Here is a 16212-nt window from a genome sequence, read left to right as displayed (position 1 = left end):
ATTGTGTTCTCAGGAGAGAGCCTTGGCCAGCGCAGAAGAGCAAGAAGCGAAAATCAAGATCATCGATAGAAGCATTTTTGCAGCGTTAGGCTTTCTAAGTAGAGCGACATCTGAGAATCAGCGTTAGTTCGATTGAGCAACAGCGAATCTTGCAAGTATGAAGACCAAAACCTTAAGATCGTCTTACGCAAGCAACCATGATTTTTGAGAGAGAGGGTCAGGGTTTGCGTTCAGATGCAGAATCCCTTTAGTCCGTTCGGATCACATGCCGCAATTCCTTGAACCGGCTTTACAAGTGCTGGCAGGAATCGGCCTGTTGTTTGGGGGCGGAGAACTGTTTGTGCAGGGTTCCGTCGCCCTTGCACTGATCTTCGGTATACCCGAGCTTGTGATCGGTCTCACTGTGGTGGCCTTGGGCACATGTGCCCCCGAGCTGTTCGTCAGTGTGAGTTCAGTGCTCAAGGGCTCCGATGCCCTGGCCATGAGCAATGTGGTTGGTAGCAATATTTTTAATGTGATGGTGGTGCTCGGCAGCAGTGCCCTTGTGCTGCCACTCAGGGTGGAGAGTCGTTTAGTGCGACGTGATGTTCCTCTGCTACTAGCGGTGTCTGCAGCCGTATGGGGAATGGCTTCAGCAGGTCGTGTGACATGGCAGGCCGGAGTAGCCCTCTTGATAGCTCTCGTGATCAATTCTGTATGGGAAATCCGTACGGCCCGTGAGGAACCGGATGGAATGGTGGAGGCTGAGCCGCAGATCAATAGCGAAACTGCCAATGGCGGTTGGATCAAAGCTTGTATCCGCCTTTTGCTTGGCATCCTGTTGTTGACCGTCGGATCGAGCCAGCTGGTTAAAGGGGCAAGCGATGCTGCTTCACTCTTAGGAGTGAGTGAGACCGTCATCGGACTCACGATCGTGTCTGCTGGCACCTCAATGCCGGAATTGTTCACATCTTTGGTGGCTGCTCTACGAGGCCGCACAGATCTTGCGATCGGCAATGTGGTGGGCAGCAGCTTGCTTAATCAACTTCTGGTCCTGAGTAGTTGTGCCTTGATCTCTGGTGGGGCTGGGCTGCAAGTCGATCGCTTGATCATTGAGCGAGATCTACCTGTGATGGTGCTCACCACGCTTGCCTGCATGCCAATTTTTTGGACCAAGGGACGAATTAGCCGGCTTGAAGGAGGGATCCTCGTAGGGCTCTACGTTTTTTATGTGATCGATCAAGTTCTCCCCCGCACCCTACCCACTTGGCAGGATGGATTTCGATTGACAATGCTCTGCATTGTTCTACCGATTGTTCTCGTTATGATAGTGCTTCAAGCCTTGTTGTATTGGCGTCAACTGCGCAGAGAACGAATAACTCATCGTGTTGATTGATCTAGCAAACATCCTGCTGAAGATGGAGACTAATCGAGTCAACTGATTCGAAGATACCGATATCATGTGACACGAACATCAGAACATATACATCGGCAAGATCATTGTTTGCCGAGCCGTAACAGATCCCCTAAGGCCTTGCCTGGACGACTCAAATGGCGCAAGTGATCAACTAAAAGGATCTATGGAATTTATCTTCAGCAATACTCCCTAAGTCATGGTGACAAACTCCTCAGAAACCGTGGGATGTAATGCCATGGTGCGATCAAAGTCAGCTTTTGTCGCACCCATCCCTACAGCAATTGCAGCCATTTGAATGATTTCCGCTGCATGCTCTCCGACCATATGGCAGCCAATAACTTTGTCAGTATTGATCTCAACGACTAACTTAAGCAAACACCTCGGGCCTCGTTTCGGTAGTGCTTGTGCCATAGAACGAAAACGAGCTCGATACACTTTGACCTGGTTTTCCCCATAACGTTCAATCGCCTGCTCTTCATTAAGTCCTACAGTCGCCAATTCAGGCTGACTAAATACAGCACTAGCGACGAGATCATGGTTAACTTGACGTCGCTTATTACCAAAAACAGTGTCCGAAAAAGCTCTGCCCTCGTCAACCGCAACCGGAGTGAGATTGATGCGGTCTGTGACATCACCTACGGCAAAGATGTGAGGGATATTTGTGGATTGGTTGGCATCCACTGAAATACGTCGACCTTCTAAAACAACCCCAGCAGCGTCAAGGTTGAGTCCTTGCAAAAAGGGTCGTCGTCCTGTAGCAAGAAGAACTCCCCCACAAGAGAAGCGTTCCCCACTCTCGGTTGACAAGACGAGATCGCTAGGTTGGCCTTTTAGAGCGGCTGGGTTTTCTCCAAAACGAAGATCAATGCCCTTCCCCTGCATTCCCTCCTGTACTGCAGTGGAGAGCTCCCGATCAAAGCCACGCAGCAAGTGATCCCCTCGCACCAGTTGGATGACCTCGACGCCAAGGCCATGGAGGATGCAGGCAAATTCACAGGCAATAAATCCAGCCCCCACCACCACCACTCGGTCGGGGAAGCTGCTTTGCATGAACATGTCATCGCTAACCCAGCCCAACTCCGCACCTGGGATATCAGGACGATGGGGACGCCCACCGACCGCGATCAGAATGTGATCGCCGTGAAGTTCCTGTGAAGCATCGATGGCTCCGTTCCTTGAGACAGCCACGCTGTTTGGGCTCGTAAAACTCCCCCATCCCGTCACAAGCTCAACACCGTTTTTGGCTAGCAGGTCAATGTGAAGAGCATTGAGACGATCCACCTCCTGACGCACATTGGCTAGCAACACCCCCGCATTGATGTGTGCATCACTCAACTCAACTCCAAAACTGGGGGCAACTTCAAGCTGTTCCCGATAAAGAGATCCGTAGACCAACAGCTTCTTCGGTACACAGCCGCGAATGACGCAGGTCCCTCCAACACGGTCACCTTCAACGATGGCGACCTTGGCACCATGGCTTGCGGCTCGCTTAGCAGCGGCTAGTCCACCAGAGCCAGCGCCAAGCACGATCAGATCAAAAGGATGCTCCAAGAGACGAGGATCACTGCATCCATTGTCAACTCCTTAAGAAAGCAACGCCAGGATTACTCAGGGATCGTGACGACAATGATCAGTAAACCTGTCATGACTCATTCAAAACGACGAGTTATGGATTCTCTGCAATCGAGCATTGGCCGAAACTCTTGGCTTATCCAACATCAATGGTTGATCATTTGATTTGAATCGAGAACCTCTTGCCTAAGCACCTAAAGGCACTCGAAACAGGCATGATGATGCGGCTTCAAATCAAGGATTTATGCCTCCTGCAGCGTCGACAAAAGCTCTTGACTGGCAGGCCTTAGCAGAGCTAACAGTGCCGGAGGCTGATCGAATCAATGGCCCCACCAATGCCCAAGCCACCTTGCGCCTCTTTGGGCAATCTGAAAAAGCTTTAAGGGTCACTCTTTATCGGGACCATCACGCCTGGTGCCCCTACTGCCAGAAGGTGTGGCTTTGGCTCGAATGGAAGCAGATCCCCTACAGGATTCGCAAAGTCACCATGCGCTGCTATGGGGAAAAGGAAGCCTGGTTCAAGAAAAAAGTGCCTTCAGGAATGCTTCCTGCCCTCGAGCTTGATGGGCGCTTGATTACGGAAAGTGATCAGATCTTGTTAGCTCTAGAGCATGCCTTTGGTCCTCTAGGTCATCAGTTGGAGGAACCGCGCACCCTTAAGTTGCGAGATCTGGAACGGCAACTTTTTGGAGCCTGGTGTCGGTGGCTTTGCACAGCTCGATTGAATCAGAGGCAGGAACAGGCTTGCCGAGAACAATTCCAGATCAAAGCTCGGATGATGGAACACCAGCTGTCAGCAGAACAAGGACCTTGGCTGGATCCAGCTAGCAATACACCAACCAGCCCATGTCCAGGAAGCGCCGATGTGGTGTTTATCCCCTATGTCGAAAGGATGAATGCCTCATTGGCGTATTACAAAGGTTTCAGCCTGCGGGAAGAACATCCCGCCATCCACAAGTGGTTTAAGGCTCTCGAAGAATTGGAGGTGTATCGAGGTACACAGGGTGACTTCCATACCCATGCCCACGACTTGCCGCCTCAGATGGGTGGATGCTGGGTTGCACCTAATCCAAAACAACAAGAACTGGCAGAAGCTATTGATTGTGGTGAAGGCCTTGCAGAATTGGAAACCTGCTGGGCTGATCCCGATAACTCAAAGACGCGGCCAGATGGTCTTGCTCTGTCAAGGGTGTTAAAGCATCACCAACGACTTTTGGAACTCAACCCGCTTGGAGCTATTCGCTTCGATCAACCCTTAAGGGCCACGCTCACACGAATGGCTTTAGGGGCCTCTTGCTCACCAGATCCAGGTAGTGCTAGAGGATTGCGCTACCTCAGGGATCGCATCTCAGTTCCGCGAGACATGCCACTGATATCAGCTCGACGGCTGCGTCAAGCCCTTGAACAAACAGCCCAGCTCGATAGCCCTGAGATGGGAGCTCCAATTCCGATTTACGATCGCTTTGATCAGAATCCCAAGCCTTTCCTCACGAGCTGATGCAACTGATCCCTTCAGCATTGGCTGCGGCGTTTTTGCTGTTCCCAATCCATACGCCAGCGCTTGAGATCAATGGTCAGACATCTTTTGTGGCAGTGCCGACTAAGGCAAAATTAATTAACTACAGCAGCTATGCATTTGAAGGTGGAGCAAAGTTCTATTTCGTGATCGAGTTACCACAAGGAGCAGACGCTGGTCTCGGCGGAATCAGCTTAAAACAGATTCGCGGTGTTCAGCCTGCTTTCTATTACGGTCCTATTCAACCAAAGGCATTTTTGGGAATGCCACGTCAGGTTGGACCCTCCGTACCGGTATCAGCCAATTTCGAGGACGGCAATCGATCGATCGCTATCAACTTTCAGGAAGCTGTTCCACCCGGAGCCAAGGTCACTGTGGCTTTCAATGTCATGACGAATCCACCCGCAGGCTTGTACGTGTATTCGGTTTCTGCTATCCCTTGGGGCCCTAATCCCATCCCCCAGAATGTAGGAGTTGTACAGATGAGTGTTTTCTCACAAAGACGATTCTGAAACTCCATAGGATATTTAGACGAGCACACCGATCTTCTTAATAGTGGCATTCTAGAGATGGAAATATATTACTTTGAAGAAAAAAACTCCTTAACTTTCTAGTTAGGAGTTGATTTCTATGTCGTAAGATAAGTTTTATTGGTCATCAGCAAAGAGATAACACCCTCCTTAAGGCAATTTCAGGTCTTAACCTCATCCTCACTACACTCGGCAAGGCTCAGCACACCTACAGCAGTAAAAGCTAAGGCTCCCAATAAGGTTGCTCTGATTGCAACCTGAGGATCAAGCACAGTGGCTATGGATAGATCTACAGGGATAGCAGCGATGGCTGCTTGCATAAACCACAGACATCCGAGTGCATTCACAACAGCCACCCACCAACCAAGATGGTGCGGCTGTATGACGAAGAGGCGGCCATGACCCACCTCCAGAAGCCCGAAGATCGCCGAAATAACAAACAGCACGGACCCGAGAATGTTGGGAGCAACCTCCAGCATTAGCCATGGTGTTCCATTCAGCGTAGGCAACCCCCAGGTTGAAAATGTCTCCATGTTGAAAAGAACGGTGCCAATGCTTTGCGTTAGCGCACACCAAATCCCACACCAGCCCCAGCGCTGCTTCCGATTGAGCAAACCACGGGTCACCAACAAAGCCTGTTCCAACTGAAACCAACCTCCTGCCGTAAAAAAAACGGAGCCAATTGCCAAGAGCGCTGCACCCGAGCCAAGTTTGCTCATCAGCAAAACACTGCCAATAACGAACAACAGCGGACCAATGATGAACGCCACGGCCGTTCGCACTTCAAGACGATGGACGTCTTTCCCACGCAGTAATGCTTGAACCATATGCTTCGGAGCCAAGGTTCGATACTTTCCTTGCTCCAGCGGTCCATGGCCTTTTCGCAGACGACGACTTGTCCACAGCCCCCAACGTGAATGAGCTTCTAAATCATGCGGTCTGTCGATAACAGGAACATCTTCCCGCCAAGCTGTCGTGCCCCATGGACTCGAATAATGCGACTGAAGGTTTGGAGGATGCTCCCGCTTTAAATTCAAAGCCCCCAATGGGGGGGCATCATCAATGCGCATCAAGGCATTCAACCATTGAACGGCCGAGATGATTAGTAGATGCTGCTTCAGCAGCATTAAGACTGATCTTGACAGGATGACTCTCGAAATGCGTTATAGCGTTGCGGATGTCGGTAAGTAGGAGATCAGCCATTTCACGTGAGAAATCGCGTTTTACCAAGATCCGCTGAAAGGCTTTATCAGCAAGTTCACCTGTAAATGGATAAGCCGGCACCTGCCAACCACGCAATCTCAGTCGATCAGAGAGGTCGTAAAGGTTAAAACCAAGCTCTTGGCCGGCTCGCAATGTCCATACCACCGCGGGGATCCCACGAGCTGGGTTGCCATCATGTATTAACTCAAATGGGCCTAGCTTTTTGAGTTCTTGAGCAACGTATTGAGCATTGGCATAGCTCGCTCCATGGATGGCTTGATAACCATCGCGACCTAGGCGGACAAAGTCGTAGTACTGGGAGATCACCTGCCCCGCTGGCCGCGAGAAGTTGATCTGAAACGTGGGCATATCGCCTCCTAGGTAACTCACATGGAAAACCAATCCTTCCGGTAGATCACTGGACTCACGCCAAAGAACCCAACCCACACCCAGAGGAGCTAAGCCGAACTTATGGCCAGAGGAGTTGATTGACTTCACGCGCGGCAAACGGAAATCCCAGGGAGCTAGATCAGGGGCACAGAAAGGAGCAAGAAAGCCACCGCTGGCTGCATCCACATGGATAGGAATGTCGAGCCCTTTTCGCTGTTGCAGTTCATCGAGGGCCTGACTGATGGCTTGTACGTCTTCATACAGGCCGTGATAAGTGACGCCCAGGGTAGGCACCACAACGATGGTGTTCTCATCCACTTGCTCCAGCATTCGTTCTGGAGACATGCAGAGCTCGCCGGAGGTCATCTCCACCTCCCGCAACTCAACGTCCCAGTAGCGGGCAAATTTCGTCCAGCAGATTTGTACACTGCCGCAAACGATGTTGGGGCGATCGATCGACTGACCTGCCGCTTTGCGATGTTCACGCCAACGCCATTTGGCAGCCAAGCCACCCAGCATGGCGGCCTCACTGCTACCGATGGTGGAGCATCCCACAGCTTCACTGGGGGCATGCCATAAATCAGCCATCATCGAAACACAACGGCGTTCAATCTCTGCGGTTTGGGGATATTCGTCCTTGTCGATCAGGTTCTTGTCAACCGCGAGGGCCATCAGCTCAGCCACCTGGGGGCTTTCGTAGGTCTGACAGAAGGTGGCCAAATTTTGTTTGCTGTTGCCGTCAAGCAACAATTCATCCTTGAGCAAATTAAATGTCGTCAAGGCTGGACGGCACTCTTGCGGGAAAGTCGCGCAGGGTAAGGGGGAGACCAATTCATCAACGGTTTCCCCAATGGCATGCTCCTCCAGATCGTTAGAGCGGGGATTGGAACGATGTATGGTCATGCTTTTTTCTTGTGTCTATGTATGACCTTAACGACGTTGCTTGAGCAAGGAAGCCTTGCAAGATGGGAGGTGCAATAACAAACAACTGAGTTGGTTGATGATCCATGAACTCAACACCCCTTCGGAGTTGAACGAGGCCTATGGCCTGATCCGCCACCTTCATCCGAAACTCGGCAAAGCTGATTTCATCAGCCGTCTTGGGCTGCAACGCAATGATCATGGCTACGTGCTTTTGGGTCTCTTTCAAGACTTCGATCCAACTGATCAGAAGCAACCCTCTTCATTGGCAGTCCTGGCGGGATATCGCTTGGCTTCTTCCCTATCGCTTGGCAGCTACTTCTATCTGGGAGATCTTGTGACCAACCCCACCTATCAGGGCCAGGGTCTGGCAGTTCAGATGTTGCGCCACTTGGAGGGGATCGCAAGGGATGCGGGTTGCAGGCAGATCCATCTAGATGCAGGAGTGGAGCGATTTGGAGCCCATCGCTTTTATGCAAAACAAGGGTTCAACATTGTGTTTCACCATTTCGCCAAAGAGCTTGGCTGAAAAGAGTTCCATCAAACTGATTGAGATCAGATCAATCAATCCATAGACGTTTACAGTCTTAGAAAATGATCTTGAAATGCAGAAGTTTGCTTCTTTGGGCTATATCCCTCTAAAAGAACCTCTCAATATGCTTTTCAAATATCCTGAGGAAAATAATTAATCTGATGAATCACTTGGTCCGCTTGATCTTTGGCCATATCGATCTTTGGACCGCATTAATTGCTTTGCTATGCGGGGCCCTGCAGGTTCGCCGTAGTGGGAACATCATTCGCTGGTCGGAAGCAACCCCTGCTCTGGATCGCCTTTTGGGTCATGGGTCTAGGGGGACTTTATGGATTCGCAATGCATATAGTGTTTGGCCAGTTCATCGCCGAGCAGATCGGCTGGCCAAATAGCCGATCCCAGAATGAAGTGGCATTCACCAATCTCACCATTGGCATCCTTGGGTTGAGTGGTTTTGGCGGCGATGTCGTGACTACCTGGTGGCCTCAATAGTTGCCTATACCAGCTGGTTCTTCGCCGATGGGCTCGGGCATGTTGATTCGCTGGTTGTCCAGTCAAATGACGCTCCCCCCAATGTTGGAACAACCTTGTTTACAGACCTTTCAATGCCAATCCTGGTGATGATCTTGTTGTGGCTAAGTTGCGAAGAAGGAACCCGACTAAAGAGCTAAGCCAAAAAAACACTTTCGATTCGTTGTTGCAAGCTCCGTTCCCTTCCAGAACACTGGTGACATCCCGTTGCTAATCCTAGGAAAATAAGGATGTGGATGAGCTTTCACAAGCTCTTTGTCTGCTGACAATGGAGCGTAAAGTTATAACGAAAAACACCTTTTAAAACTCTTTTAGCAGAAACTCATCTAAAAAGAGCTAGAGGCAAAAACCTAATAACAACCTCAATTCAGTGGTAATGTCATCGACACCTGAAAGCCAGCCTGATCAAAGCCAGAGCGTGATTCTCAAACCAAGCATCCGCTTACCCGTATTGGTGTACGTTATTGGCCTGGCAATGCTACCTCTCCCTCTACATCCTTGGGCGACGATTGTGGTGTGTGGATTCGCAGTGTTTTTGCTGGTGCAAGCCTATCTGCTGCGTTTGGAATTAACCGATAAAGATCTCGTGATATGGCGAGTAGACGAGGAGTTACGTCGCTTCCCATTTGCCAATTGGCTGGCCTGGCGAATGTTCTTACCGGAAATACCAGGGATCTTGTTCTTCCGCGAAGTCAAAAGCCCTCATCTGATGCCGATCCTTTTTGACCCTGTCATGCTTTTAGAACAGTTGAGACTTCGAGTTGGAACTCTCGAAGTGCCTAAAGAATCGGACTAAAATAATTCAGGAGATTGAAAAGATTCTTGGTAATCACCTTTCGCCTCCTCAATCACGAACTTCAGATGAATGCATGAAACTGCAAACACCATTGTTTGATGAATACTCATCAATTCCGTTACTTATCTATGATGGCGGCTGTCCTTTTTGTCTCCACTTTGCAGAATTGAGTGAGTTACGTAGTGGTATTCAGGGCTTGGAGATATGTGATGGACGAGCAGAAAAGCCTTTACGAGATAATTTAAAATCTCGAGGCTTAGATCTCAGCGATGGAGCTATATTAATCGTAGGTGATGAGGCTTTTCATGGGGCCGAGGCCATTCAGTGGTTATGTAAAAAAATGGAACCATCCGCTCAGTTATTATCTGTTCTTAAGACTTTGATGTCTTCACCATTTCGCTCGAGGCTGATATATCCTTTCCTAAAGCTGGCCCGACGTACAGCACTTGCTTACAAGAAAATCCCATTAGACCCAGATGAATTGAATAAAGGTGCTTGACTTGATGAATAATATAAGCGCTTACTTAATATAATCAAGCCAAGATATTAGCTGCTTTCATTTTTAGGCAGTAAACTTGATTGTCATTGGTTTGGAGAAGCTATAGCCTAAGGATTCATGGGTTATCTATTGTTTTACAGGTACACGTATGATTTTGCAATGGTCACTAGTATTGGTTTGAGTGAGTTGCAAGGATTGATACTTTAGGGAGTGTGATCAGGATATTTTTAGTACTTCACGATTATCCTGTCTCCATCAGGTGATTGATACACTTTTTCAGTCACCTCTCCTTTGTCAATAATGATTGTCACCACCCTAGAGCCCTCTGGGATTTGAATGGTCTTTTCAGCTTCTACTTTTTCATCAGCCTCAGGTTCAACGGCTGGATTGTCTGAAGGATTCTCAATGGGCTCTTCAGGCATGGGCGGAATTCACTGTCTTTAGATCATAGCTGTGAGAGTCAAACTGACAGTTTAAACAAAGTAAAGCGTTAAAATACTTGTTAATGGCAAGTTCAAATCTCTAAAAGTTTTTCACTGATGCTCCAAAGCCTTTGACGGTCTCCCTCTCTAAGTGCCAACGGCGCAATGCGGCAAAGCTTCGGGTAACCCCTAAAGTTAAATCTAGGTCCATATTGTTCGCCGCCCTGAGCAGTTGGCGCGGTTGCAGCATGTAATTGCGGTAGGGATCCCATTGCAGCGCTCTGAAACATGGGATCCATTAACCGATAAGCAAGGCCTTCGGGCCAGGATTTGTTCGCTGCAACAGATTTAGGCTGCAAATTAGTGCGTGCAAGGCCTGGATGTGCCAACAATGATGCGATCCCACTTGCTGCCTTGCGCACTCGCTTGTCGAGCTCTAAGGCGAACATCACATTAGCAAGTTTGCTTTGGGAGTAGGCCGCCCAGCGGTCATAGCGCTTGATCCCTTGAAGATCCTCCCATGCGATTCGACCCATGTACTGTGCGCCAGAGGTGACAGTAACAACTCTTGCTCCATGTTGCTTTGCGAGTAAGGGTAGGAGCTTTAGTGTCAAAGCCATGTGGCCAAGATGATTAACGGCGAACTGAAGTTCTAGACCTTGTTTACTGAGGGTCTTTGGAGGAGCCATCACTCCAGCATTGTTGATTAGTAGGTCTAGTCTGCAGTATTGACTTTCAACCTGCTCAGCTGCACGTCTAACGCTCGCCAAATCAGCGAGATCCAACTCAATTAGATCAAGGTTTGTGGAATCATTTCTCTGAAGAATAATTTGTCGAACAGCTTCACCTCTGGGTAGTGAGCGACAAGCCATGATGACTTTGGCACCCTTGTTAAGCAATGCCTTAGCCGTTTCAAGGCCTAGGCCACTATTGGCACCTGTGACTAATGCCACCCTTCCTTTCTGGTCAGGGATGTCTTCAACTTTCCAACCCATCAGTTAGCTCCCTTATCAGCGATGATACATCAAGTAGAAGAGTTAATTCTAAACTGCTGTGCTGCAGCATGAGCAAGCTTTGCAATTTCTAAGTGCCATAACTCTCCTCGCTCAATTTGATAGACTAGGTGTCCAGGTGACTCAGATCAGCAGAGGTCTCTTGGTTAATTAATTATTTTGCTGATCTAGATAATAAAAACTTTTTCTTCTAACCACGCCATGGGCGGCCCTTAGACATTCCACGTCTTTTTTTTGATCAATATTGGCATGGTTTCCTAAAGTTTTATATGTTTGATTTAAGATTGAGCATTAAAAGGGATAGACCCAATGGATTTATGGAACAATTTCTTATTGGCAGACGGAGGGCTGATGCTTGTCGGTATACCTCTTTTGTTTATTTGGAGAGCCAGAAAAAACAATGTAAGGAATCAGGATCATCCAAAATGATGTGTCTCTTATCGAATAAAGATAGAGCAGCTAATTTGTCGGAGAATTATGATCCATGCTGCTCATTCTCCTGTCTCTAGACTCCATTAAACTTAGAAAGGATATGTTCCTCGATATCCAAAAGAAAAGACTGCAGTCTGCGGTATGAATTACTAATAAAGCGTTTGTGAAAATTATTGCCTGGATATGAGATTCGCTTGTAAGCATGCTGTCTAAATTGCCATGATTTATTATCGGAGTAGCGACGCAGCCAGAATTGATTTGATAGTTCTGTGGAGTCTTCAATAGTCTTGTCGATATTACGCTCCAGCATGCTTTTATTAAACAGATTCTCAGTGCGAATAAGTGCACATCCTGTAGATCTATCAATAGCGGCCATCCTGACATCATATAAATTTGGTGAGTCCTGAGCAGCAAGTACTAGAATTAAATCTTGAGTTGTTAGAAAAGTAGAGATAATAGCCTGATCTAGGATGATCTCAAGAAATTCACTCTTTGTATCCAAATCATCAAGTTGCGCACAATAGATGTCATCCGTTTCAGGGGAGGTCATGAAAATTACTGACTTTGGATCAAGCCAGAAATTAAGATCAGCTTTTTCAATATTTGGTTCACCTTTAATCTGATGGGATATACAAGCTAAGCATTGTTGAACTGTATCGATTAGTTCATTTAGGAGGGCCTCAGACATGTGATTGCAAATGTAATCGTTTACTGCCATTGCCATCTAAGCAAGTATTTATAGCGCTGTACATCGCTAGTCGACAGAATTCGCGCATGTGTTTTTTCCGTAGGGATAGACTTTCGCCTGCAGCATATGGCATAAGTGCTGTCATGGTTTTAGATGAATGATCTTATCGTCGCATATGCCAATAACCAAAGCTATCTTGATGTTACAGAGTTGACTGGCTTCTGAATATAGCTGACAATCCAGCAACAAGAGAAAACTTTTTAGCAGTATCAGTGTCATAGACCCATGTTATTAGCATCTTTGTAGCGTTAAATTGTAAGCTTCTTGTATGGGCTCTGCCCCGCCCATCTTTTGTGACTGCACAGAGTGCAGAAGAGTGAATCATCAACAACATTGTTCCTTCACCCAGTCTGAAGCATCTGCATCTCCCAGAGAGGAGGCCTGCTCCCAATCAGAACAAGCACCCTCTAGATTTCCATCCAATTCCTTAGCAATTCCACGATTTCTATAGGCAGCAACATTCTTAGGGTTAATTACTAGTAGCTTCTCATATGCCCCAATGGCCCCTTTGTAATCACCTAAAGCAGACTTTGCAAGACCGCAACCAATGTATGCATCTTCATATGTCGAGTTAATCTCTATTGCCTTGTTGTAATCATCAAGAGCAGCTTGATAGTCACAAAGTTTGTAATTAGCGAGCCCCCTGTAGTTGTATGCCTCGGCATAGTTTATATCAATTTCTATCGCCTTTGTGTAAAAGGTAATAGCTGATTGGCTTTCTCCTCGCTTTTGTTCAATATTCCCTTGTCTATAACAATCAAATGCATCTTGCTGAATGATGTCTTCTTCATTGCTCAAATCTTTTACAATCTTACTCTGTACAACGCTTTTATTATTGCCACGCTCGTTCCTCGTAGTGATAAGTTGTGGTTTGATTTCTAGCGCCTTCTCAAAGTCAGTAATCGCTGCCTGTCTTCGGCCCAGTATCTCCATTAAATTGCCGCGATTGTGATAGGCAGAGGCAAAAAGTGGCATGGTTTCAATTGCCTTTGTGTAATCAGTAATTGCCCCTTTTATGTCATTAATATTGATTTTACTAATCGCCCTATTGTAGTATGATTTAGCATGTTTTGGATTTGCGGCAAGTGCCTTAGTGTAATCAGAGATTGCACCTTTGTGGTCGCAGCAACTGACTTTAGCAATCCCCCTATTGTAATAGGCAGTTGCATGTTGTGGATCTAGTTCAATAGCCTTAGTGTAATCAGAGATTGCTCCTTCGATGTTATTCTTGTGTCTCTTGGTAACGCCTCTGTTGATGTAATAACTAGGATCAAATGCGTCTATTTCTATTGCTTTATCATAATCATTAAGTGCACTTTGATAATCGCCTAATTCATCTTTAATATTCGCTCGATTATTGTAGACAATGGCACTATATGGATTGATCTCGATTGCTTTAGTGTAACTGTCAATTGCCCCTTGATAATCATTTGAACGAAATTTGCTTTCGCCATCTATAAAGTAATAATTTGCACTTTGCCCAGACACAGATTGATTGGATGAATCGCTTACCATTGCTTCAGGAGTCTCTAGCGTCACTTCAGTTTGAGTCTACAAGCCATAACTAGATTTATGTCACCATTTTAACTCGACAATTCAGGGTATTGTCTTGTCTATAGCCAGCTCTCTGTCAGCGCGCCAACCTAAGTTCCTCAACGATAGCTCAAAAACAATGCAGCGAAGACGGCGATACAGGCACGTCATACGCTCTGTATGTGAGACAGCATCTATTTACAAAGGCCCAACCAATGCAGATAGCTATTTTGTTCTTATTGCAATGCTTTTGACCGCTATTTCAAAACGATGCAATATAGGGCTAGTTCGGATCAATTTGTTCGCCCAAGCAGATTTGACATCTTTACCAACTACAAATCATTGAAGATGAAACCTCTTATGACCTGTGATGAAAATAAGCCTACGGTGAACCATTATGAATCATTTGGGGCCATCCTATCCATGGAGGCTTTCTCTACATAATGAGGATTCATTTTCCTTTCGGCAAAGTGAATCTTGGGTTCAATCAATATTGAATGGATTGATTCGTGCTCATTGAGCGACCCCGAAATGCTGCTTCTCTCAAGGTCTATTCCCCAATAAGTCCCTCTGGAGAGGGACTTATTGAGTCTAGATTGTCTGATTATCGCATCTCTCCGCTTAGTTCCCTGTCCTACTTGTATTCATATCTGCTATCCAGACTCCCTCGTCAGAGCAGCCCCTTCTTGTGCTGAATCACTACTGAGAGCGAAGTTTTGAAGACGAAGGTGTGTCGAGCGGCAAAATAGAGAACCCGCTATCGATCCTGCGAACCACTATTGACCGAGCTCGAAGGACAGAAGCTCACACTGCTTGAGATTACTCGTGTTCACCTTTATCCCACCCTGGCGATCTTTGCAACAGGACTAGCAACCTTTTCAACGATCTATTTCGCGATTCAGATTGAACCGATTGCCCAGCAGTCACGATTCTTTCATCGTTGCGTGGAGGAACTTATGGCAGAGTCTGATGGCCAACTCGATACTAATTGGAAGCGAGTCCAGATTTGCAACGGCGGCAATTAAATATCGCGCTGGCAGCAAGGGAGTAGGACAAGAGAAAACGACGTGGCAAAGGTCGCCTTCCAGGCGGCCTTGCAACCATGCGCTGATGAATCTGTGATCGACAACAGACCTCCTCCTAGAGGCCCCGTTTGCCGAGCCGCGATAGCAATCAGTGATCTTTCAAAGGTCCGACCGATCTTCAGGCAGGGCTAAATGTTGTCAAATAAAAAACCCGCACTAGGGCGGGTTATGTGCTGGGTTTTAATATGTTTGATTCTTAGAATCCAATCGAAATGACACCACCAATTCCCGGCCTACGACGCAAGTGATAAGGGTGATAGGCGGGTCTATAGACGTTGCGATAGGCGGGTCTATAGATCGAATGACGGTAAATGGGGGCATAAGGGCGTGATACAGGAACATAAACAGGTCGCACGTGGCGCTTCACGACACAGCCGCGGTAAGTGTGGGAATAGCGCCAACCGCGACCGCAACCATCAGCTGCTTGTGCTGGAGTGCTGATGGCCAGTGCGGATGTTGTACTAATCAGTGCTAGTGCGGTACCAGCAAGGGCGGATTTGAAGTTCATTGGATGGTGTGGGGTGTGGGTTTTGCGTGTACCCAATCAACACACCATCACCTCGATCAATGATGGATGTGATGATCTCACTCACTCATTGCTGTGATCTTGCACACTGAGGCCTTTGAGTAAAAAAACTATTGCTATGACTTGATTTGGCTGCATAGCATCGATGCTCTTCAGTCTGGCAAAAGGGATGCTATTGCTTCAGAGCCCCCCTGCATGAACCAGCGATGCAAGATGCATCTCAAAGATGTAGCCCATAGCCAGAACAAGTGTTTTGACTCATGACGCCATGTTCCACTCCTGGCTAGAGATCAAATAGGAGTCCGAGGACGCAGATACCCTGAAAATGAGTCCTGGACTTGAGGGCACCCGACGCGGGTGCCCTTTTTAATGCAATGGATGTGACGGCTCTTAATAGTGAAAGAGTGCTCGCTAGAAGATTTTGATCAAGCTTATCGCTAGTTTGGAGGCACGCTAGGGGGTGATTTTTTTGGCGTTGCTACCCTATTGGCAGATCAGCGAACCGGACCTTTAAGTATCAATGTGTCATTATTCGAGGACATTTTTTGAAGCTCTGGCTAATAATTG

General features: G+C 47.5%; 16 protein-coding genes and 1 pseudogene. 9 read left to right on the top strand and 8 right to left on the bottom strand.

The window, feature by feature from the left end:
• Positions 1 to 265 precede the first annotated feature (265 nt).
• Positions 266 to 1375: a calcium/sodium antiporter gene (locus EV12_RS12025; RefSeq protein WP_036915609.1), complete on the top strand. Its 1110-nt coding sequence runs from the start codon at positions 266 to 268 to the stop codon at positions 1373 to 1375.
• A gap of 210 nt (positions 1376 to 1585) precedes the next feature.
• On the opposite strand, the gene gorA is transcribed toward EV12_RS12025, so the two are convergent.
• The gene (gene gorA, locus EV12_RS12020) at positions 1586 to 2947 is read right to left on the bottom strand and encodes a glutathione-disulfide reductase (RefSeq protein ID WP_036915608.1); all 1362 of its coding nucleotides are present in this window, start codon (positions 2945 to 2947) and stop codon (positions 1586 to 1588) included.
• A 265-nt stretch (positions 2948 to 3212) separates the two neighbouring features.
• On the opposite strand from gorA, the gene EV12_RS12015 reads away from it, so the two are divergent.
• Both EV12_RS12015 and EV12_RS12010 read left to right on the top strand, forming a co-directional pair.
• On the top strand, positions 3213 to 4466 hold the full coding sequence (locus EV12_RS12015; protein WP_036915607.1) for a glutathione S-transferase family protein: 1254 nt from the start codon (positions 3213 to 3215) through the stop codon (positions 4464 to 4466).
• Positions 4466 to 4996: a DUF2808 domain-containing protein gene (locus EV12_RS12010; protein ID WP_036915606.1), complete on the top strand. Its 531-nt coding sequence runs from the start codon at positions 4466 to 4468 to the stop codon at positions 4994 to 4996. Before EV12_RS12015 ends, EV12_RS12010 begins: the two co-directional genes overlap by 1 nt.
• Before the next feature lie 179 nt (positions 4997 to 5175).
• Here EV12_RS12010 and EV12_RS12005 read toward each other — a convergent pair whose 3' ends face one another.
• Both EV12_RS12005 and EV12_RS12000 read right to left on the bottom strand, forming a co-directional pair.
• Positions 5176 to 6084, bottom strand: coding sequence for an NADH-ubiquinone oxidoreductase (locus tag EV12_RS12005; protein WP_036915605.1), 909 nt, complete (start codon positions 6082 to 6084; stop codon positions 5176 to 5178).
• Positions 6074 to 7510, bottom strand: a complete 1437-nt coding sequence (locus EV12_RS12000) for a glutamate decarboxylase (protein ID WP_036915602.1) — start codon at positions 7508 to 7510, stop codon at positions 6074 to 6076. The genes EV12_RS12005 and EV12_RS12000 overlap by 11 nt, the downstream gene beginning before the upstream one ends.
• Positions 7511 to 7565: 55 nt before the next feature.
• On the opposite strand from EV12_RS12000, the gene EV12_RS11995 reads away from it, so the two are divergent.
• The 4 genes and pseudogenes from EV12_RS11995 (at position 7566) to EV12_RS11975 (ending at position 9886) form a co-directional block, all read left to right on the top strand.
• Complete coding sequence (locus EV12_RS11995) at positions 7566 to 8057, top strand: GNAT family N-acetyltransferase (protein ID WP_036915796.1); 492 nt, start codon at positions 7566 to 7568, stop codon at positions 8055 to 8057.
• A 312-nt stretch (positions 8058 to 8369) separates the two neighbouring features.
• Positions 8370 to 8731, top strand: a pseudogene (locus EV12_RS14970) (DUF6790 family protein).
• Between the two features lie 236 nt (positions 8732 to 8967).
• The gene (locus EV12_RS11980) at positions 8968 to 9387 is read left to right on the top strand and encodes a DUF3119 family protein (protein WP_036915594.1); all 420 of its coding nucleotides are present in this window, start codon (positions 8968 to 8970) and stop codon (positions 9385 to 9387) included.
• A 73-nt stretch (positions 9388 to 9460) separates the two neighbouring features.
• On the top strand, positions 9461 to 9886 hold the full coding sequence (locus EV12_RS11975; protein ID WP_052039529.1) for a DCC1-like thiol-disulfide oxidoreductase family protein: 426 nt from the start codon (positions 9461 to 9463) through the stop codon (positions 9884 to 9886).
• A gap of 227 nt (positions 9887 to 10113) precedes the next feature.
• Here the strand turns inward: EV12_RS11975 and EV12_RS11970 are convergent, their stop codons facing one another.
• From EV12_RS11970 to EV12_RS11955, 4 genes are all read right to left on the bottom strand, one after another.
• Positions 10114 to 10308: a hypothetical protein gene (locus EV12_RS11970; protein ID WP_036915588.1), complete on the bottom strand. Its 195-nt coding sequence runs from the start codon at positions 10306 to 10308 to the stop codon at positions 10114 to 10116.
• A 92-nt stretch (positions 10309 to 10400) separates the two neighbouring features.
• Positions 10401 to 11303 (bottom strand): oxidoreductase, encoded by a 903-nt coding sequence (locus EV12_RS11965; RefSeq protein WP_036915584.1) that lies wholly within the window; start codon positions 11301 to 11303, stop codon positions 10401 to 10403.
• Positions 11304 to 11826: 523 nt separating this feature from the next.
• The gene (locus tag EV12_RS11960) at positions 11827 to 12441 is read right to left on the bottom strand and encodes a hypothetical protein (protein ID WP_036915795.1); all 615 of its coding nucleotides are present in this window, start codon (positions 12439 to 12441) and stop codon (positions 11827 to 11829) included.
• Positions 12442 to 12825: 384 nt separating this feature from the next.
• On the bottom strand, positions 12826 to 14040 hold the full coding sequence (locus EV12_RS11955) for a tetratricopeptide repeat protein (RefSeq protein ID WP_036915581.1): 1215 nt from the start codon (positions 14038 to 14040) through the stop codon (positions 12826 to 12828).
• Between the two features lie 773 nt (positions 14041 to 14813).
• On the opposite strand from EV12_RS11955, the gene EV12_RS11950 reads away from it, so the two are divergent.
• Together EV12_RS11950 and EV12_RS14465 are read left to right on the top strand one after the other, a co-directional pair.
• A complete protein-coding gene (locus EV12_RS11950) occupies positions 14814 to 15059 on the top strand; it encodes a hypothetical protein (protein WP_036915578.1) in 246 nt (81 codons plus the stop codon).
• A gap of 42 nt (positions 15060 to 15101) precedes the next feature.
• Positions 15102 to 15251, top strand: a complete 150-nt coding sequence (locus EV12_RS14465) for a hypothetical protein (RefSeq protein ID WP_193742271.1) — start codon at positions 15102 to 15104, stop codon at positions 15249 to 15251.
• 64 nt (positions 15252 to 15315) lie between these two features.
• Here EV12_RS14465 and EV12_RS13780 read toward each other — a convergent pair whose 3' ends face one another.
• Positions 15316 to 15627 (bottom strand): hypothetical protein, encoded by a 312-nt coding sequence (locus EV12_RS13780; RefSeq protein ID WP_152562360.1) that lies wholly within the window; start codon positions 15625 to 15627, stop codon positions 15316 to 15318.
• Positions 15628 to 16212: the final 585 nt, after the last annotated feature.

Source organism: Prochlorococcus sp. MIT 0701, assembly GCF_000760295.1.
Classification (GTDB): Bacteria; Cyanobacteriota; Cyanobacteriia; order PCC-6307; family Cyanobiaceae; genus Prochlorococcus.
This window is presented reverse-complemented; position numbering and strand designations above follow the sequence as displayed.